Below are 18,387 nucleotides of genomic sequence, written 5' to 3' on the forward strand. Positions count from 1 at the left end.
GATTGCATGCAGAAGTGGACGAGTATTCTCGGATGTGTGGTCGCGCCGGCCGTTCTGGCCGCCTGCACACAGACTGCGGGTGGACCGCCGCCCGGCATGACGGCGGCACAAGGCGCGGCCTATTGCGCGAAGCTCACGACGGTCTACAGCGAATATGTCGCCGGCTTGGCCACGTCGATGGGCGGCGTCGGCAGGGGCGGTGGCCAGTCCGATATCGACGCCCGTGTCGCGGTTGCCCAGTGCCAGGATGGCAACACCGCCGCGGGCATTCCGGTGCTGCAGCGGGAATTGCGCAACAACAAGGTCGAGGTTCCGCCCCCGTGAGTGCCCATCGTCAGTTGGTCCGGCTTTCCGGACTGATTCTTCTGTCGCTGCTCGCGGGAGCCTGCACCCAGACGGCGGGCGGGCCGCCCCCGGGCATGACCGCGGCGCAGGCCGCCGCCTACTGCACCAAGCTGAGCTGGGCCTATGGCGAGTATGTCGCGAGCGGCATGGGCGACAGCGCGGGCGACGACGACAACACCGACGCCGACCTCAAAGCGCGCGTGGCGATCGCCCAGTGCCACGAGGGCCAGACCGGCGCAGCCATTCCGGTGCTGCAGCAGGAACTCCGCCGCAACAAGGTGCCGGTACCGCCGGTCTGACGCACGACCTGGTGGCGCCCAAAGAAAAACCCGGACGGTCGCCCGTCCGGGTTTCTTGTTTGTGGCAGGCGTGAAGGGCTAGAAACCCAGGCCTTCCTTGATGACGACCCAGCGTCCGTTCTTGACCTGCTGCACCTGCGTGATGGTGTTCGCGAGGTGGTTGGTCTTGGAGAACTTGCTGGGCGGGGAGCTGAAGATGTCGAGGTACGGGTCGCCCGACTCGAGCGCGTCGAGCATCTTCTGGCCGGTCAGGTCCTTGCCCGCGAGCTTGGCATAGTGCGCGAACGTCATGACGGCGTTGTAGCCGATGACGGACTGCGTGTTGGCGTCGGTGCCGAACATCTTCTTGTAGGCCTCGACCCAGTCCTTGACCTTGCCTTTGGCCGTATCGGCATAGGGTGTCTCGAAGGCGCCGGCGGCGTAGAAGCCCTCGACCACGTCCTTGCCGAGCGTGATCGTGTCGGGAATGTTGGTCGGCGTGGCGCCGAGGAAGGTGACGTCCCAGCCGAGCTTCTTGGCCTCGGCGATGGCGCCGATCGTCTCGCGCAGGATGGTGCCGAGCACCACCAGGTCGCAGCCGTCGGATTTCATCTTGGCGATCTGGGCGCTGAAGTCGGAGGCGCCGCGCTTGTAGGTCGTGACCGAGGCGGGCTTCAACTTCATGGCGTCGAGCTGCTGGGTGAAGCCGTCGAGCACGTTCTTGCCGTACTCGTCGTCCTGGTACATCAGGCAGGGCTTCGCGGGCTTCTTCCATTCGACCATGTATTTCACGGCCGCGCGGGTGCTCTCGACATAGGGCAGCAGGTTGCTGAACTTCAGCCGTTCCTGCGGCTTGCCGGCGTCGAACTTGTAGGTGAATTCGGCGGCGGTCAGGGGAAAGAGCTGGAGAACGCCCGCGTCGAACAGGATGTCCTGTGCGGCGATCACGGGCGCGGAGCCCATGCCGCCGATCATGGCGAACACCTTGTCCTTCTCGATCATCTTCTGGCTGGCGAGCACCGCCTTCTTCGGGTCGTAGGCGCTGTCCTCGATGATCAGTTTCAGTTTACGGCCGTTGATGCCGCCCGCCGCGTTGATTTCCTCGACGGCGAGCTTCATGCCGTTGGCGACGGGAACGCCCCAGGTCTTGATGGGGCCGGAGAGATCCTGATGGGTGCCGATCACGATCTCTGTGGGCGTGATGCCCTGGTTGGTGACCTTGGTCTGCGCGAGAGCCGGCATGGCCGCCAGCGTCGTCGTGCAGGCAAGCGTCACCGCGAATGCCTTGAGATGCATCGTTCGTTTCCTCCACTGCTGCGCTCTTTGTTTGTCAGGCGGGCGGCGCGCACGACCCGCTCCGTCGTCGCTTTGCGCGACTTGTGCGGAATTAGATCAGTTTCGCAGCGATTATGCACGGCGAAACGAACGATTCCGTCAGGCAAAAAAAGGCCCGGGACAAGCCCGGGCCTCTGCGATCGATGGGAAGTCTTCTAGTTCTTGAGGTCGCGCTTCAGGACGACCCAGCGCCCGTCCTTTACCTGCTGCAGGAGATAGACAGTGGCCGAGAGGTGCTCGGTGGGCGAGAACTTCACCGGCGGCGAATTGAAGATGTCCTGGAAGACGTCGCCGGACTCCATGGCCGCCAGGAACTTGGCGCCCGTCAGGTCCTTCCCTGCCAGCTTGGCATAGTGGGCGAAGGTCATGACCTCGTTGTAGCCCAGTGCCGACTGCGTGTTCGGCTCCATGTTGTAGAGCTTGTAGTAGGCCTCGGCCCATTCCTTGGCCTTGCCGGTCGAGGTGTCACGATAGGGGATCTCCATGCCGCCCACGGCATAGAAGCCTTCCGTGACTTCCTTGCCGAGCGCCGGGACCTCGACGACGTTGGCCGCGGTGCTGCCGAAGTAGATCGGCGAGAAGCCGATCTTGCGGCCCTCGGCCATGACGCCGACCGTCTCGCGCACGATGGTGCCGAGCACGACCAGATCGCAGCCATCCGACTTCATCTTCGCAACCTGCGAGGAGAAGTCCGACGCGCCGCGCTTGTAGCTGGTGACCGAGGCGGCGGTCAGCTTGGCGTCCTTGACGGCCTGGTTGAAGCCGTCGAGCACGTTCTTGCCGAACTCGTCGTCCTGGTAGATCACGCAGGGCTTCTTGCTGCCCTTCTCCTGCATCAGGTGGCGGGCGCCGGCGCGCACGCTCTCGGTGTAGGGCGGCACGTTGTTGAACTTCAGCCGGTCCTGCGGGTTCTTCGGGTCCATCTTGTAGGTGAACTCGGCCGACGTGACCGGGAACAGCTGCGGGACGCCAGCCTCGAGCAGGATGTCCTGCGCGGCGAGCACGGTGGGCGAGCCCAGCGGCGCCAGCATGGCGAAGATCTTGTCCTTCTCGACCAGCTTCTGGGTCGCGAGGACGGCGCGCTTGGGATCGTAGCCCACATCCTCGACGATCAGCTTCAGCTTGCGGCCGTTGATGCCGCCCGCCGCGTTGACCTCGTCGACGGCCATCTTCATGCCGTTGGTGACGGGCACGCCCCAGGACTTGATCGGGCCCGAGAGGTCCTGGTGCGTGCCCAGGACGATTTCGGTGGGCGTGATGCCCTGGTTGGTGACCTTGGTCTGCTGCGCCAGCACGGGCAGGGCGGCGAGGCTGAACACGCCGCCGAGAAGGGCGGCCTTTACGCAAAACGTACGCATCACTTCGATTTCCTCCACTAGGTTTTCTTGTTCCCCGATTCCATGAACTCGAACCGCCAGGCTCAGGCCGCCTGGGGCCGGTACATCGCGTCGATCTGGTCCTTGTACTTGGTGTTCACGAACGAGCGCTTGAGCTTCATGGTCGGCGTCAGCTCCTCGTCCTCGGGCGTGAGCTGCTGCTCGATCAGGAAGAAGCGCTTGATCGTCTCGACCCGGGCGAAGTTGGCATTGACCCGCTCGATCTCCGACCAGATCAGGTCCTGCACCTCCTTGGCGCGGCACAGGCTGGTGTAATTCGTGAAGGGCACGTCGATGTCCTGGGCGAACTTCTCGACCGTCTCGCGCTCGATCATGACGAGGCAGGTGAGGTAGGCGCGCTTGTCGCCGATCACGACCGCGTCGCTGATGTAGGGCGAGGCCTTGAGCAGGTTCTCGATCTCCGAGGGCGTGATGTTCTTGCCGCCGGCCGTGATGATGATGTCCTTCATCCGGTCGGTGATCTTGACGTAGCCTTCCTCGTCGATCAGGCCGACGTCGCCGGTGTGCAGCCAGCCGTCCTTGTCGACCGTCTCGGCGGTCTTCTCGGGCTGGTTCAGGTAGCCCATGAAGACCATGTCGCCCTTGATCAGGATCTCGCCGGCCGGCGAGATCGCGACCTGGCCGTAAGGCACGGATTTGCCCACGGTGCCGAGCTTGATGGCGTTCGCCGGCATGGCCGTCGCCAGTCCGCAATTCTCCGTCTGGCCGTAGACCTCGTACATGTCGAGACCGAGCGCCAGATACCAGCGGATCAGCTCGGGCGAGATCGGTGCCGCACCGGTGAACAACCAGCGGCAGCGGTCGAGGCCGATCATGCGGCGGATGTTCTTCAGCACCAGCCAGTAGGCGGCCTGGAAGTGCAGTTTCTCGAGCATGGTGGGCTCTCGGCGGGCCAGCCGCGCGTCGGCGATGGCGAGGCCGGCCGAGATCGCGCGCCGGTATGCCCATTGCTGCAGCGGCGTGGCGTCCTTCAGCGCGATCGTGATGCCGGCGTAGAACTTCTCCCACACGCGCGGCACGGCACCGAACAGGGTGGGCTGCACCTCGCGGATATTGTCGGGCACCGTCTCGGGGCTTTCGGCGAAGTTGCTGCAGACGCCGGTCGCGACCGAATAGTAGCTGCCGGCGATGCGCTCCGCGACATGGCAGAGCGGCAGGAAGGCCAGCCGCTCGTCGCCCTCGTACCAGGAGAGCGACAGTTCGGGATGCATGCAGTTCTGCATCGTGTAGACCACGTTGCGATGGCTGTGCATGGCGCCCTTGGGCGGTCCCGTGGTGCCCGAGGTGTAGACCAGGATCGCGAGGTCGTCGGGCTTGCGCGAGGCGACCAGCTCCTCGAACAGCGCGTCCTTGCCCTGGCCGTAGTTGCGGCCCGCCGCCATGAACTCGTCCAGCGAGACCACCATCGGGTCGTCGAAGGTGCGCAGGCCCTCCATGTCGAACACGACGATCTTGCGCAAGGTGGGGCAGCGCTCGCGCACGTCGAGTGCCTTGTCGAGCTGCTCGTCGTCCTCGACGAACAGGACCGAAGTCTTCGAATCGTTGATCAGGTATTCGACCTGCTTGGCCGAGTCGGTTGGATAGATGCCCGAGGAGACGCCGCCGGCGCACAGGATGCCGAAGTCGGCATAGTTCCATTCCGGCACGGTGTTGGCCAGCACCGAGGCCACGTCACCGGGCCGAAAACCGATCTCGTGCAGGGCGAAGGTGATCGATTTCGACCGTTCCAGCCACTGGGTCCAGGAGATCGCATTCCAGATACCGTAGAGCTTCTCGCGCATCGCCGGCCTGTCGCCGCGCGTCCGGCAGGAGAGCAGGAAGCTCTTGGGCAGGGTCTCGGCAACCGTCAGCGTCGCTTTGGTGGGCATGGTTTCCTCGTTCCCGTCAGCGCCAGTTCTTCTTCTTCTTCCAGCGGCGCTCGCCGCGGGCGCTCTCTTCCTTGGCGCCGAGATAGAATTCCTGGATGTCCTTGCTGCCCATCAGCCGCTCGCAGGTATCGTCCATGACGACGCGGCCGACTTCGAGCACATAGCCGTAATGGGCCGTCTCCAGCGCCATCTTGGCATTCTGCTCGACCAGCAGGATCGACGTGCCTTCCTCGGCATTGACCCTGCGGATGATGCTGAAGATCTCCTTAACCAGCAGCGGCGACAGGCCCAGCGAGGGCTCGTCGAGCAGCAGCAGCTTCGGCCGGTTCATCAGCGCGCGGCTGATCGCCAGCATCTGCTGCTCGCCGCCGGACAGCGAGCCCGCCGGCTGGTCCATGCGTTCCTTGAGGCGCGGGAAATAGGCGAAGACCTTTTCGAGGTCGCGGGCGACCCCGTCGCGGTCCTTGCGCAGGAAGGCGCCCATCGCGAGGTTCTCGCGGATCGAGAGAAACGGAAAGACCTCGCGGCCCTCCGGCACGTGGCTGAGGCCCAGCCGCACGATCTTGTCGGCGTCCATGCGCTGGATCGCCTTGCCTTCGAACTCGATCGTGCCCTTGAGCGGGTCGAGCACGCCGGAAATGGTCTTGAGGATGGTGGTCTTGCCGGCGCCGTTGGCGCCCAGCACGGTGATGATCTTGCCGCGCGGCACGGCCAGGCTCACGCCGCGGATCGCCATGATCGGGCCGTAGTAGCTTTCGATGTTGGAGACCTTGAGGATCGGGTCGTCGCTCATGTCCGCTCCTCTCAGGCGCCGAGATAGGCCGCGATGACGTCGGGATGCGCCTGGACCTCGGCGGGGGTGCCGGAGGCCAGCACCTTGCCGTAGTTCAGCGCCAGGACGCGGTCCGACACGCGGTTCACCAGGGTCATGTCGTGCTCGACCATCAGCACCGTGACGCCGAGTTCGGTCCGGATGTCGCGGATCCAGAACGACATGTCGTCGGTCTCCTCGACGTTGAGACCCGAGGAGGGCTCGTCCAGCAGGATCAGCTTGGGCTCAGAGCAGAGGGCGCGGGCGACTTCGACCACCTTGCGCACCCCGTAGGGCAGGCCTGCGATCAGCTTGTCGCGATAGGCCTGGAGGTCGAGGAACTCGATCACCTCCTCGACCTTGCGGCGGTGCTCCTTCTCGGCGCGCCGCACCGACGGCAGGAACAGGATCTCCTGCCAGAGCTGCGTGGTGGCGTGGCAATGCCGTCCGACCAGCAGGTTGGCCAGCATCGTGGCGTTCTCGAACAGCTCGATGTTCTGGAAGGTACGGGCGATGCCGAGCTTGGCGATCTGGTGCGACGGCACCTCGGTGATGTCGCGGCCTTCGAAGAACAGCTTGCCCGAGGTCGGGTCGTAGAGCCGCGAGATCAGGTTGAAGATTGAGGTCTTGCCGGCGCCGTTGGGGCCGATGATGGTGAAGATCTCGCCCTTCTCGACGCTGAAGCTGACGCTGTCGACCGCCTTGAGGCCGCCGAACTGCAGCGAGATGCCGTCGACCGTGAAGAAGCTCATCGGTTGCGCTCCGACTTCACGTAGGTCTTCTGTCGCTTGAAGGTGGCCTTCTTGTAGAGCGGGAAGAGCTGGAAGAAGAGCTTCACCTTGAGCCAGCGGCCGTAGAGGCCGTAGGGCTCGAACAGGATGAACATCATGATGATCAGGCCGTAGATCGCGCCCTTGAGGCCGGCGGCCGACCCGATCGCCGACATGGTATCGCGCAGCTTGCCCGCGGCGTCCGGCGCCATGCCGAGCGTGGTGGCGAGGCTCGCGCCCAGCACCGGCACGTCGTCCTTCAGGGCCGTCAGGAAGGGATCGACCATGACGATGAAGATCGCGCCCAGCACCGCGCCATGCACCCCGAAGGCGCCGCCGATGATGATCACCATGATGAACTCGATCGAGAGCAGGAGGGTGAACATCTCCGGCGAGATGAAGGACATCTTGTGGGCGAACAGCACGCCCGCCATGCCGGTGAGCGCGGCGCTGATGGCGAAGGACTTCACCTTGTAGCCGGCGAGGTCGATGCCCATGCTCTTGGCCGCGGTCTCGGAGTCGCGGATGGCGATGAAGGCGCGGCCGGTCGGCGAGCGCAAAAGGTTCTGCGCCAGCAGGATCGATCCCACCAGCACGAGCAGGCAGAGGAAGTAGAAGGCGTCGCCATCCCGCGGGATCGGCTGGCCCAGCAGATCGATGGTGCGGACCCGCATGCCCTCGTTGCCGTGCGTCACCGATTCCCAGCGCGCCAGAATCTCCTCGACGATGAAGGCGAAGGCGATCGTGGCGATCACCAGGTAGATGCCGCTGAGGCGTAGTGCGGGAAAGCCGACCATGGCGCCCACTGCGCCTGTAATGATCGCCGCTGCCGGGAAATAGACGATGAAGGATATGCCCTGGCTCTGCAGGAACCCGGCGGTGTAGGCGCCGATCGCCAGGAAGGCGGCATGGCCCAGCGAGGCCTGGCCGGTGAAGCCGGTGAGGATGATCAGGGCCACGCCGACGATGGCGTAGATGAAGACGAAGACGATCTGGCTCTGCAGGTAGCTGCCGACGAGGTAGGGAAAGGCGATCAGCACCGCCAGCAGCACGCCGTAGGACCACCAGTAGCCGCTGTGCTTCAGCAGGCGGATGTCCTGGTTGTAGTCTGTCTTGAAGACGAAACGCATGGGCTCAGACCTTCTTGCGCATGCTGGGGCCGAACAGCCCATGCGGCCGGACCAGCAGGACGATCAGCAGCACGACGTAGGGGGCGACGTCCTTCCAGCCCTGCGGCAGGTAGAAGCCGGCCAGCGTCTCGATGACGCCGATGATCAGGCCGCCGATGAGGGCGCCGGGGATCGAGCCGAACCCGCCCAGCACCGCCGCCGGGAAGGCCTTCAGGCCCAGTGCGAGGCCGACATTGGAATGGATGAAGGTGATGGGTGCCAGCAGCACGCCGGCGGTCGCTGCCACCGCGGCGCTGATCGCCCAGATCAGCGACACGACCCGTTTTACCGGGATGCCCATGTAATAGGCCGCCAGCATGTTCTCCGAGGTGGCCCGCATCGCGGTGCCCATCCGCGTGTAGTTGAAGAAGGCGTAGAGGACGGCGCACAGGATGACGGTGGCCACGATCACCGACAGCTTGTCGTGCGCGATGACCAGGTCGCCGAACTTGAAGACGCCGGTCGAGAAGGGCGTTTCGATCTTGAGGTCGTCCGTGCCCCAGATCATGCCGGCGACCGAGCGCAGGAAGTATCCCAGCCCGATCGTGGCCATGACGATGGAGAATTGCGGATAGCCCAGGATCGGCCGGATCAGGATTCGTTCGGTGGCCATGCCGAACACCGCCATGGCGCAGACGGCGAACAGGAAGCCCAGCCAGTAGTCGAGGCCCATCAGGCCGATGAAGGTGAAGACGAAGAAGCCGCCCAGCATCATCAGGTCGCCCTGGGCGAAGTTCACGACTTCCGTCGCCTTGTAGATGAGCACGAAGCCCAGTGCGATGAGGCCGTAGACACAGCCGAGCGCGATACCGCTCACCAGCTGCTGGATGAAGTCGAGCATTCCCTAACCCTGTAAACCGGCCGTTTGGTGGCTTCGCGTTTAACGTGAATCATAAGACATGGCGGCGCGGCGGAGAGTCAATGGATTTTCAACGGGCGCGCTGTACTGTTGATCGACCCAACGCTCGTTACCGGAGAAATTCATGTCGCTCGCCGAGCAGGCCATCCTGTCGAGCCGGCCGCCGTCGCCGTTCTACACCGAGGAGCATGAGGCGTTCCGGCGTACCGTCCGCCGCTTCGTCGATCGCGAGCTCATGCCCCATGTCGACCAGTGGGACGAGGCCGAGGAATTCCCGCGCGAACTCTACCGCAAGGCCTCGGCCGCGGGCCTGCTGCAACTCGGCTTTCCCGAAGAGTATGGTGGCGTTCCCACCGACCCCTTCTTCGGCATCGTCAAGGCCGAGGAGATGGCGCGCCACGGCAGCGGCGGCCTCAACGCCAGCCTCAACAGCCACACGATCGGCGCGCCGCCGATCGCCGCGCTGGGTCCGGAATGGATGAAGCGCAAGGTGCTGCCCGAGGTCCTGGCCGGGGAGAAGATCAGCGCGCTGGCCATCACCGAACCCAGCGGCGGATCCGACGTCGCCAACCTCAAGACCACGGCGCGGCGCGAGGGCGACCACTATGTCGTCAACGGCTCCAAGATGTTCATTACCTCGGGCATGCGCGCCGACTACTACACCGTCGCGGTGCGCACCGGCGGGCCGGGTGCGGGGGGCGTCTCCCTGCTGCTGATCGAGCGTGACCGGGAAGGCTTCGCGCGCACCAAGCTGAAGAAGATGGGCTGGTGGGCGTCCGACACCGCCCAGCTGTTCTTCGACAATGTGAAGGTCCCCGCCGAGAACCTGATCGGCGAGGAGAATCGCGGTTTCATTGGCATCATGCTCAATTTCAACTCGGAACGGCTGGGCATGGCGGCCGGCGCCTGCGGCTACGCCAGGGTCTGCCTCGACGAGGCCATCGCCTATGCCCGCGAGCGCCACACCTTCGGCAAGCCGCTGATCGCCAACCAGGTCGTGCGCCACCGGCTGGTCGACATGGCCATGCGCATCAACGCCGCCAAATCGACACTCGAACTGCTGGCGTATCGGGTCGGGCAGGGCGAGAAGCCAGTGGCCGAGATCTGCATGCTGAAGAACCTCGCGACGTCCACGATGGAGTATTGCGCCAACGAGGCGATGCAGATATTCGGCGGCGCCGGCTACCTGCGCGGCGCCAAGGTCGAGCGCATCTATCGCGAGACCAAGGTCATGTCGATCGGTGGCGGCTCGACCGAGATCATGAAGGATCTCGCCGCCCGCCAGATGGGGTTTTAGATGGAAAAGGACGCGCGCATCGCGCTCTTCCAGCAATGGTTCTCGGACAATATCCCGCACAACAAGGCGCTGGGCCTGAAGGTGATCGGCGCCTCGCGCGGTTTCGCCTCGATGCAGCTCGAGTGGCGTGAGGAGCTGGTGGGCAATCCCGAGACCGGCGTGCTGGCGGGCGGTCCGCTCACCGCCATGCTCGACGGCTGCTGCGGCATGTCGGTGGCCACCATGCTGAAGGCGCCCGAGCCCTTCGCGACCCTCGACCTGCGCATCGACTATGTGCGGCCAGCGGAGCCCGGCAAGCCGGTGATCGCCGAGGCCGAGTGCTATCGCATCACGCGGTCGGTGGCCTTCACCCGCGCCTTCGCCCATCACGGCGATGCCAAGGACCCGATCGCGGCCGCCGCCGGCACCTTCATGCTGGGCACCAAGGGCAAGCCGACCCGGCCGCCGCTGGGGGACAAGTCATGAGCGCGCTGCTCACCCGCCTCGCCGAGTCGCGAAAGGAAGGCAACGTCGCCCGCCTGGCCGAGGCCATCCCCTATGCCCGCTGGATGCAGATCGCCCCGGAAAACGGCACCGGCGAGCTGTTGACCCGCATGCGCTATCATCCGGAGCTGATCGGCAACACCTTCCTGCCGGCAATCCATGGCGGCACCCTGGGCGCGATGCTCGAGATGGCCGCGATCTTTCATCTGCTTTGGGAGACGGAGACCGAGACGGTGCCGAAGATCGTCAACATCACGGTGGACTACCTGCGCTCGGCCCGTCCGGTCGACGTGATCGCCTGCGCCAAGGTGACGAAGCAGGGCCGCCGCATGGTCAACGTCTTTGCCGAAGCCTGGCAGGAGGACCGGTCGCGTCCCGTTGCCACCGCCAATGCCCACTTTCTGGTCAAGTTCGACGCCGACGCCCCGCCATCGCTTTAGACATTCGTTCCTCTCCCCCGCTGCGTGGCGGAGAGGACGAAGAGGAGCCAATCACCCCCGCGGATTGCTCAGGTCGACGCCGTACTGCCTGGCGTTGCGTGCCATGTAGTGATCGCGGCTGTGGACGGGCTCGCCGCGGACGGCGGCGTCGACCATGTCGACGAAGGTGTGCCAGCCCATGGCGTTGAGCTTCACGAACGATTCCAGCACCGGGAGGTGCTCCAGCGTGAGCAGGGTGCCCTCGACGGTGGCTGCCAATGTCAGGATGACGTAGGATTCGGGGTAGGGCGAGGTGGCGTCCCCCGGATTGTACACGTTCCATGTGTAGGCGAGCCGGCCCGGCGGTTGCCATTGCGTGACCACCCCTCGGATATGGCCGCCCATCAGCGAGACGGCACCGCCCACCCTGGGCTCGATTCTGCCCTCGCCATACCAGCCGGGCAGGCGGCCGGGGTCGGACAGGAAACCCCACGCCTGCGCGGGCGGGCCGGGAAGGTGCCGCTCGAAGCGCACCATATGCGCATGGGTGAATTGCGCGCCGTCGCTCATGGACTTTCCTGCCTCTTGCCTTAAAGAAAACGCCGCACATGGATTACGAATCCCTCAAGACCCCGGCCGACGACGTCGTTCGTGACGATGCCAGCTTCGAGGCCTATCGGCTCCCAGGCGACTTGATCGATTCACATCACCCGATAATCGTGGCCTACGCAAGGCGCGTGGCTGGGGACGGTAGTGACCAAGAGAAGGCTCTGCGCCTTTACTACGCCGTCCGCGACGAGCTGCGCTACGATCCCTACAACACGCCGATGAAGCGAGAAGCCTATCGCGCCAGCACCACCGTGGCGGCCGGGCATGGCTACTGCGTGAACAAGGCGGGCGTGATGGCTGCCGTCTGTCGCGCCGCCGGCATCCCGGCCCGGCTGGGCTATGCCGATGTGCGCAACCACATGACGACACAGCGACTGTCAGAGCTGATGGGCAGCGACGTCTTCTACTATCACGGCTACACGGATGTCTGGCTGGACGGTCGCTGGGTCAAGGCAACACCGGCCTTCAACCGCGAACTCACCGACAAATTCGGCCTGAAGCCGCTCGACTGGGACGCCGTGGGCGATTCGATTTATCACCCGTTCGATCTCAGCGGCCGCCGCCATATGGAATATCTCGCCTATCGCGGTGTCTTCGCCGACATCCCGTTCGACGAGATCCGCGGCGCCTTCCGCCATTACTACCCGAGAATGACGAAGGCCCAGGAAGAGATGGCGCTGGGCGGGGATTTCGGCGCGGAGGGTGCGGCAGAGGCAACCGGCGGGGCGAAGAGCAAGTGAACCTGGCACCGCGGTCGCCCGCCTACATTGCCCTTCTGGTGGCGCTGGGGAGTTTCGGCCCCCTCACCATGAGCATCTACACGCCGGTGATGCCATCGGTCGGGCACGAGCTGCTGGCGACGCCGGACAACGTGAAGCTGACGCTCACCACCTACATGCTGGGCTTCGCCGTCGGGCAGCTGTTCTACGGCCCGCTCAGCGACCGCTACGGGCGCCGGCCGGTCCTGCTGGGCGGCCTGCTGTTCTTCACCATCACGAGCTTTGCCTGCGCCTTCGCCCCCTCGATCGGCGGACTGATCGGTCTGCGTATCCTGCAGGGGCTGGGCGCTGCGTCCGGATCGGTGCTGGGCCGCGCGCTGACCCGCGACGCCTATACGTTCAAGGAAATGCCTCTGGTCATGAGCTGGATCTCGCTCGGCCAGAACATCGCCCCGTCGCTGGCGCCGACGATCGGCGGCTTTCTCGGCGAATGGTCGAGCTGGCGGGCGACCTTCTGGTTCGTGGGCGGCTTCGGCGCGATCCTGTTTCTGGTGACGCTGGCGGGCCTGCGCGAGACCAACAAGTTCCGCAGCGAGCGGATCGACCTGTCGAGCCTGTTGCGCGGCTCGGGCGAGATGCTGCGCGACCGGCGCTTCCTCGGCCACATCCTGCCGCTGGGCTTCGCCTTCGCGCTGAACTTCGGGATGCTGGCGGGCGTACCCTTCGTGCTGCAGGAGAGCATGGGCTTCAGTCCGCGCGAATTCGGCCTGATCGTGCTGCTTTCGGTCGGCGGATTCACGCTGGGCACCTTCGTGAACAACCGTCTGGTCGGCCGCGTCGCGCCCGTCGACATCATCATGTTCTCGGGCTGGTTTCACGTCGCGGCATTGGTCGGCATGGCGGCTCTTTCGCTCTCCGGCATCGTGACATGGTGGGCGATCGTCGGCCCGCACATGTTGCTGAGCTTCGGCACGGGCATGATCGTGGCCAACGCCAATGCCGGTGCGGTGGGCCTCTATCCGCGCCTCGCCGGTACGGCCTCGTCGCTGGCCGGCCTGGCGCAGATGGGCATGGGCGCCATGGGCACGGTCGCAGTCGCGGCCCTGACCGTGGTCGGCAGTCGCTACATCGCGATGCCCATGGTGATCGGGCTCGCGCCATTTGCGATCGCGACGGTGCTGAGCGCCCGACTGTTGCGCGGTGAGCCGCGCGCCCCGAAACTGGATCGTTAGAAGAGGGAGAGAGAAGACAATGGCGAACATGTTGAAGGACAAGGTCGTGCTGGTGACCGGCGCGGGCGGCGGCATTGGCCGCGAGATGGCGCTGCTGGCGGCCCGCGAAGGCGCGAAGGTCGTGGTCAACGATCTCGGCGGTGCGGTCGACGGCGAGGGCAGCGGCAGCGCGACGGCAGCCGAGAAGGTCTGCGAGGAGATCAAGGCGGCCGGCGGCCACGCCGTCCCGAACGGCGACAGCGTGTCCGATCCCGCCGGCGCAGAGCGCATGGTGAAGGCGGCGGTCGAGAATTTCGGCCGCATCGACGGCGTCATCAACAATGCCGGCATCCTGCGTGACCGCATCTTCCATCGCATGAGCCACATGGACTGGAAGATGGTCATCGACGTCCATCTCAACGGCTCGTTCAACACCAGCCGCGCGGCCGCCAACTACTTCAAGGAACAGAAGTCCGGCGCCTTCGTGCACTTCACCTCGACGTCCGGCCTCGTCGGCAACTTCGGCCAGGCCAACTATTCGGCCGCGAAGATGGGCATCATCGGCCTGTCGCGCTCGATCGCGCTCGACATGGCAGCGTTCAACGTCCGCTCCAACTGCATTTCGCCGTTCGCCTGGACCCGCATGATCGGCACGATCCCCGCCGACACCGAGGCCCAGAAGGCGCGCCTGGAGCGCTCCAAGAAGATGACCCCGGCCAAGATCGCGCCGATGGCCGTTTACCTCCTGTCGGACTCGGCCCAGGAGCAGGGCATCACCTCGCAGATCTTCGGCGTGCGCATGAACGAGATCATGCTGTTCAACGCCAACCGCCCGGTACGGTCCGTGCATAACTCCGAAGGCTGGACCCTGGAGGACATCGCCGAGCACGCGGTGCCGTCGATGAAGCCCTACTTCACCGACCTGAAGCGCTCACCCGAGTACTTCACCTGGGATCCGATCTGAGCCGGAAGGACTGAGACAATGGCTGCCGAGCAAATGAAGAACGAGCCCAGGATCGATCCCAAGGAGATCCTGGAGGGTATCGTCGAGTGGATCGAGATCGAGAGCCCGAGCCACGACGCGAAGGCAGTCAATCTCATGGTCGACAAGGTCGAGGGCCAGTTCCGCGACCTTGGCCTCGACCTCGATCGCACGCCGGGGCGTGACGGTTTCGGGGACATCCTCGAGGCCAGGACTCCGGCGGAGTGGAGCACGGGGCAGGGCAAGGGCATTCTGGTCCTTGCCCATCTCGATACGGTCCATCCGCTCGGGATGAAGGAGAAGGAGTTGAAGATCCGCCAGGAAGGCGACAGCGTCTTCGGTCCCGGCATCTACGACATGAAGGCGGGCGGCTACATCGCCTACTACGCGCTCCGGCACCTGGTCCGTCAGGGCAAGCGCACCAAGCTGCCGGTCACCTTCCTGTTCATCCCCGAGGAGGAGGTCGGCAGCCCGACCTCGCGCGCCCGCATCGAGGAGGCCGCGAAGGGCCACAAATACGCGCTGGTCATGGAGCCCGGCCGCGACGGCGACAAGGTGGTGACGTCGCGCAAGGGCGTCGGCCGCTTCACCCTGACCGCCAAGGGCCGCGCCGCCCATGCGGGCGTGCGTCACGAGGACGGCCGCAGCGCCATCCTGGAGATCGCCCGCCAGATCGTGCGTATCGAGGAGAAGACCGACTATGCCCGCGGCATTACCTGCAATGTCGGCCTGATCCGTGGCGGCTCGGGCGTCAACGTGACGCCGGCCGAGTGCTCGATCGACGTCGACCTCCGGGTGCCGAGCATGCAGCTGGCCGAGGAGATGACCCATTGGTTCCTGAATCTCGAGCCAATCGGCAAGGAGGTCGAGCTCATCGTCGAAGGCGGCATGAACCGGCCACCCTATCAGAAGGATGCCGGCATCACCGATCTGTTCCAGAAGGCCCAGGCGATCTATCGCGAGATCGGCAAGGAGCTGAACGACGTGCCGCTGACCGGCGGCGGCAGCGACGGCAACTTCACGGCCGCTCTCGGCATCCCGACTCTCGACGGGCTGGGCGCTGACGGCAAGGGTGCCCACGCCATCACCGAGCAGATCTACTACTCATCGCTGCAGCCGCGCACTTACCTCTGCGCGCGCCTGCTGGAGACGCTGGAGTAGGAGTTGCATGTCGTCCTGAGCGCAGCGAAGGACCTCACATAGCGGTCAGACGACCGCACGGCGGCCGTAAGATCCTTCGCTGCGCTCAGGATGACAACATAGCTCAGTAGGCCGCCGTGAAGCGCTTGTGCAGGTGCTTGGGCTTCTCGATCTCATTCACGATGGCGACCGCGAAATCCTCGCGGCTGATGGCGCTCTGGCCATCCTCGTCCTCGAGCAGATGATCCTTGCCGAGGCGGAACTTGCCGGTGCGGTCCCCGGGCTGGATCGATGCCGGGGGCGAGATCGCGGTCCAGTCCAGGTCCTTGGCCTTGCGCACTTCTTCCAGGGCGAGCGACGCGGGCTTCGAGGTCGGGGGCTGAATGCCGCGGTCGGCCATGTGGTCGAGATGGGTGCGGCCGTCCGCCCTCAACAGGCTGCCGGCGCCAACCACGAACAGCACGCGTTTTACACCGCTCTTGCGCACGGCTTCGAGCACGTGATGGACGCTGGCCTCGTTCCACTTCACCGAAGCTACGATGATGTCGTGCCCCTTGAGGATGGCCGACATCGAGACGACGTCGGTCGTGCTGCCCTGCCGGATGGTCATGCCGGGGCGCGGCTTCAGCTTGGAGGCATCGCGCGTGATGGCCGTGACGCTGTGCTTGCGGGCGAGCGCCTCGTCGAGGACACGGCTGCCGATATTGCCGGTGGAGCCGATCAGGGCGATGGCGGTCATTGCGGAATTCCCTTCATGAGGTCGCGCAGGGCGGCCACGGTCTCTGCCGGCGCCTCCTGCGGGACGTTGTGGCCGATGCGTGGCAGCATCCGCCGCTCGTAACCGCCCGTGAACTTTTCGGATTGGCCGTCGCGATCCGACGCCGGCCCGACGCCGTCGGCGGCGCCGTGGAGATTGATCGTGGGCACAGTGATGGTGGGTTGCTTCGCCAGTCGGGCCTCGAGCGGCTCGAGGGCGGGATCGCCCTTGGCGTAGCCATAGCGGTGGCGGTAGGACTGGATCACCACGTCGACGAAGTCCGGGTTGTCGAACGAGGCTGCCGTCGCCTCGAAGGTCGCCTCGTCGAACTTCCATTCCGGCGACCACAGGCTCCACAGCAGCCTGCAGACGTCGTGGCGGTTTTTGGTGAGCCCGGCGCGGCCCCGCTCGGTGTTGAAATAATACTGGTACCAGAGCCGGTGCTCGGCGGCGGCGGGGGCGGGCTCGACCGAAGCCGCGATGTTCTGCAGATTGTAGCCGGTGCAGCTCACCAGACAGCGCACGCGCTCGGGCCGCAGCGCCGACACGATGCAGGCGGCCCGGCCGCCCCAGTCGTAGCCCGCGAGCGCGGCCCGCTCGATGCCGAGAGCGTCCATCAGCTGGTGCAGGTCATGACCCAGCGCCGCCTGCTCGCCCGACCGCGGTGTGGCGGCGGACAGAAACCGGGTGGGGCCGTAGCCGCGCAGATAGGGCACCAGAACGCGATGGCCGTCGGCCGCCAGCGCTGGAGCGACCTCGTCGTAGGCGCGCACGTCGTAGGGGAAGCCGTGCAGCAGGATCACCGGCGCGCCGTCGGCCGGCCCGTGCTCCTCGTAGGCGACGTCGAGAACGTCTGTGCGGATGGTTTTGCGTAGCATGTCGCAACGTATAGCGGCCCTGGGGCAGCGTTGACAGCCGCCCGTGTCGCGACCAGCCTCGAAGGATGAGGCGGATCGGCGATTTTCTGACCCTGGAGCAGACGCGCAGGCTCGGCGCGAAGTCCAATTTCGTCGGTGCTCTGCTCGTTCTGCATGCCTGGGGGCTGATCGCGGGCAGCATGGCGCTGTTTGTCTGGTGGCCCAACCCCTTCACTTTCCTGCTGGGTGTCATGGTGATCGGTGGACGCCAGCTCGGTCTGGCCATCCTGATGCACGATGCAGCCCATGGGCTCCTGTTCGCCGACCGCCGGCTCAATGAGAGGGTGGGAAGCTGGCTCTGCGCCTTTCCGGTGTTCACGAGCCTGGCGCTCTACAGGCCCTATCATTTGCAGCATCACCGCTTCACCCAGCAGGCGGAGGACCCCGATCTCTCCCTGTCGGCTGCGTTCCCGACCAGCCGGGCCAGCCTGCGCCGCAAGATCGTGCGCGACCTGACGGGGCAGACCGCGTTTCTCCGGCGGGGCGAACAGATCCGCGGCGCGCTGGGTTCAGCCGATGCGCCGCTCGGGACGCAACTGGGTAACCTTTGGCGCAAGGAGAAGGGACCGCTGATCGCGAACCTCGTTCTGTTCGCAGGGCTCTCGGCCGCCGGATACTGGTGGCTCTACCCGGTGATGTGGCTTCTGCCCCTCGCCACCTGGTACCAGCTCGTGAGCCGCATCCGGAACATCGCCGAGCATGCCGTCGTCCCCGACAACGACGATCCGCTGCGCAATACGCGGACCACCTACGCGAACCCGCTGATGAGGCTCCTGGTGGCGCCCTACTGGGTGAACTACCACCTCGAACATCACCTGTTCATGTTCGTGCCGTGCTGGCGCCTGCCGCAGGCGCATCGCGCCTTGCTCGATCGGGGCCATCGTCTGTCCATGGAGCTGAAGCCCGGCTATCTGGCCGTGCTCAGGGCCGCGACCACCGGGGCACAAAGTGGCGGGCGTAGCCCGGGCGCACGAACCGCGCAGCACATCTAGCCTTGCCGTCTTTGTCATAAAGAAAAGGC

The 18,387-nt window shown here is 65.3% G+C and carries 20 protein-coding genes; 10 read left to right on the forward strand and 10 right to left on the reverse strand.

Annotation, left to right across the window (positions count from 1 at the left end; all coding sequences use genetic code 11):
* The first annotated feature begins 6 nt into the window (after nt 1–6).
* Both ACO07I_RS26200 and ACO07I_RS26205 read left to right on the forward strand, forming a co-directional pair.
* On the forward strand, nt 7–324 hold the full coding sequence (locus ACO07I_RS26200; protein WP_422012695.1) for a hypothetical protein: 318 nt from the start codon (nt 7–9) through the stop codon (nt 322–324).
* A complete protein-coding gene (locus ACO07I_RS26205; protein ID WP_422012697.1) occupies nt 321–644 on the forward strand; it encodes a hypothetical protein in 324 nt (107 codons plus the stop codon). Before ACO07I_RS26200 ends, ACO07I_RS26205 begins: the two co-directional genes overlap by 4 nt.
* A 78-nt stretch (nt 645–722) precedes the next feature.
* On the opposite strand, the gene ACO07I_RS26210 is transcribed toward ACO07I_RS26205, so the two are convergent.
* The 7 genes from ACO07I_RS26210 to ACO07I_RS26240 all read right to left on the reverse strand — a co-directional run bounded on the left by ACO07I_RS26210 (nt 723) and on the right by ACO07I_RS26240 (nt 8,814).
* Nucleotides 723–1,919 carry an ABC transporter substrate-binding protein gene (locus tag ACO07I_RS26210; RefSeq protein ID WP_422012699.1) on the reverse strand — a complete coding sequence of 399 codons (1,197 nt, stop codon included), beginning with the start codon at nt 1,917–1,919 and terminating at the stop codon, nt 723–725.
* 194 nt (nt 1,920–2,113) lie between these two features.
* Entirely contained in the window at nt 2,114–3,316 is a 1,203-nt protein-coding gene (locus ACO07I_RS26215; protein ID WP_422012701.1) for an ABC transporter substrate-binding protein, read from the reverse strand.
* Nucleotides 3,317–3,378: 62 nt separating this feature from the next.
* Nucleotides 3,379–5,223, reverse strand: coding sequence for an AMP-dependent synthetase/ligase (locus ACO07I_RS26220; protein ID WP_422012703.1), 1,845 nt, complete (start codon nt 5,221–5,223; stop codon nt 3,379–3,381).
* 16 nt (nt 5,224–5,239) lie between these two features.
* Nucleotides 5,240–6,016, reverse strand: coding sequence for an ABC transporter ATP-binding protein (locus tag ACO07I_RS26225; protein WP_422012705.1), 777 nt, complete (start codon nt 6,014–6,016; stop codon nt 5,240–5,242).
* A gap of 11 nt (nt 6,017–6,027) precedes the next feature.
* On the reverse strand, nt 6,028–6,786 hold the full coding sequence (locus ACO07I_RS26230; RefSeq protein WP_422012707.1) for an ABC transporter ATP-binding protein: 759 nt from the start codon (nt 6,784–6,786) through the stop codon (nt 6,028–6,030).
* Nucleotides 6,783–7,934, reverse strand: a complete 1,152-nt coding sequence (locus ACO07I_RS26235; RefSeq protein WP_422012709.1) for a branched-chain amino acid ABC transporter permease — start codon at nt 7,932–7,934, stop codon at nt 6,783–6,785. The genes ACO07I_RS26230 and ACO07I_RS26235 overlap by 4 nt, the downstream gene beginning before the upstream one ends.
* 4 nt (nt 7,935–7,938) lie before the next feature.
* Nucleotides 7,939–8,814 (reverse strand): branched-chain amino acid ABC transporter permease, encoded by an 876-nt coding sequence (locus ACO07I_RS26240; RefSeq protein ID WP_422012711.1) that lies wholly within the window; start codon nt 8,812–8,814, stop codon nt 7,939–7,941.
* A gap of 142 nt (nt 8,815–8,956) precedes the next feature.
* On the opposite strand from ACO07I_RS26240, the gene ACO07I_RS26245 reads away from it, so the two are divergent.
* From ACO07I_RS26245 to ACO07I_RS26255, 3 genes are read left to right on the forward strand one after another with little or no spacing between them, the layout of a single operon-like run.
* A complete protein-coding gene (locus tag ACO07I_RS26245) occupies nt 8,957–10,129 on the forward strand; it encodes an acyl-CoA dehydrogenase family protein (protein ID WP_422012713.1) in 1,173 nt (390 codons plus the stop codon).
* Nucleotides 10,130–10,594: a PaaI family thioesterase gene (locus ACO07I_RS26250; protein ID WP_422012715.1), complete on the forward strand. Its 465-nt coding sequence runs from the start codon at nt 10,130–10,132 to the stop codon at nt 10,592–10,594. It abuts the gene before it with no gap.
* Nucleotides 10,591–11,052 carry a PaaI family thioesterase gene (locus ACO07I_RS26255; protein ID WP_422012717.1) on the forward strand — a complete coding sequence of 154 codons (462 nt, stop codon included), beginning with the start codon at nt 10,591–10,593 and terminating at the stop codon, nt 11,050–11,052. The genes ACO07I_RS26250 and ACO07I_RS26255 overlap by 4 nt, the downstream gene beginning before the upstream one ends.
* A 51-nt stretch (nt 11,053–11,103) precedes the next feature.
* On the opposite strand, the gene ACO07I_RS26260 is transcribed toward ACO07I_RS26255, so the two are convergent.
* Nucleotides 11,104–11,601, reverse strand: coding sequence for an SRPBCC domain-containing protein (locus ACO07I_RS26260; RefSeq protein WP_422012719.1), 498 nt, complete (start codon nt 11,599–11,601; stop codon nt 11,104–11,106).
* 38 nt (nt 11,602–11,639) lie between these two features.
* Between ACO07I_RS26260 and ACO07I_RS26265 the strand changes: the two genes are divergently transcribed.
* Genes ACO07I_RS26265 through ACO07I_RS26280 form a run of 4 tightly spaced genes read left to right on the forward strand, consistent with a single transcriptional unit; the run spans nt 11,640 to nt 15,713 of the window.
* Nucleotides 11,640–12,380, forward strand: a complete 741-nt coding sequence (locus ACO07I_RS26265) for a transglutaminase-like domain-containing protein (protein ID WP_422012721.1) — start codon at nt 11,640–11,642, stop codon at nt 12,378–12,380.
* Nucleotides 12,377–13,591 (forward strand): multidrug effflux MFS transporter, encoded by a 1,215-nt coding sequence (locus tag ACO07I_RS26270; RefSeq protein ID WP_422012723.1) that lies wholly within the window; start codon nt 12,377–12,379, stop codon nt 13,589–13,591. The genes ACO07I_RS26265 and ACO07I_RS26270 overlap by 4 nt, the downstream gene beginning before the upstream one ends.
* A gap of 19 nt (nt 13,592–13,610) precedes the next feature.
* Complete coding sequence (locus ACO07I_RS26275) at nt 13,611–14,534, forward strand: SDR family NAD(P)-dependent oxidoreductase (protein WP_422012725.1); 924 nt, start codon at nt 13,611–13,613, stop codon at nt 14,532–14,534.
* Between the two features lie 18 nt (nt 14,535–14,552).
* Nucleotides 14,553–15,713, forward strand: a complete 1,161-nt coding sequence (locus tag ACO07I_RS26280) for a M20 family metallopeptidase (RefSeq protein ID WP_422012727.1) — start codon at nt 14,553–14,555, stop codon at nt 15,711–15,713.
* Nucleotides 15,714–15,816: 103 nt separating this feature from the next.
* Here the strand turns inward: ACO07I_RS26280 and ACO07I_RS26285 are convergent, their stop codons facing one another.
* A complete protein-coding gene (locus ACO07I_RS26285; RefSeq protein WP_298308302.1) occupies nt 15,817–16,431 on the reverse strand; it encodes an NAD(P)-dependent oxidoreductase in 615 nt (204 codons plus the stop codon).
* Entirely contained in the window at nt 16,428–17,327 is a 900-nt protein-coding gene (locus ACO07I_RS26290) for an alpha/beta fold hydrolase (RefSeq protein WP_422012730.1), read from the reverse strand. Before ACO07I_RS26290 ends, ACO07I_RS26285 begins: the two co-directional genes overlap by 4 nt.
* Nucleotides 17,328–17,392: 65 nt before the next feature.
* Between ACO07I_RS26290 and ACO07I_RS26295 the strand changes: the two genes are divergently transcribed.
* Nucleotides 17,393–18,358: a fatty acid desaturase family protein gene (locus ACO07I_RS26295; protein ID WP_422012732.1), complete on the forward strand. Its 966-nt coding sequence runs from the start codon at nt 17,393–17,395 to the stop codon at nt 18,356–18,358.
* Nucleotides 18,359–18,387: the final 29 nt, after the last annotated feature.

This window comes from Reyranella sp. (genome assembly GCF_965227665.1).
Lineage (GTDB): Bacteria > Pseudomonadota > Alphaproteobacteria > Reyranellales > Reyranellaceae > Reyranella.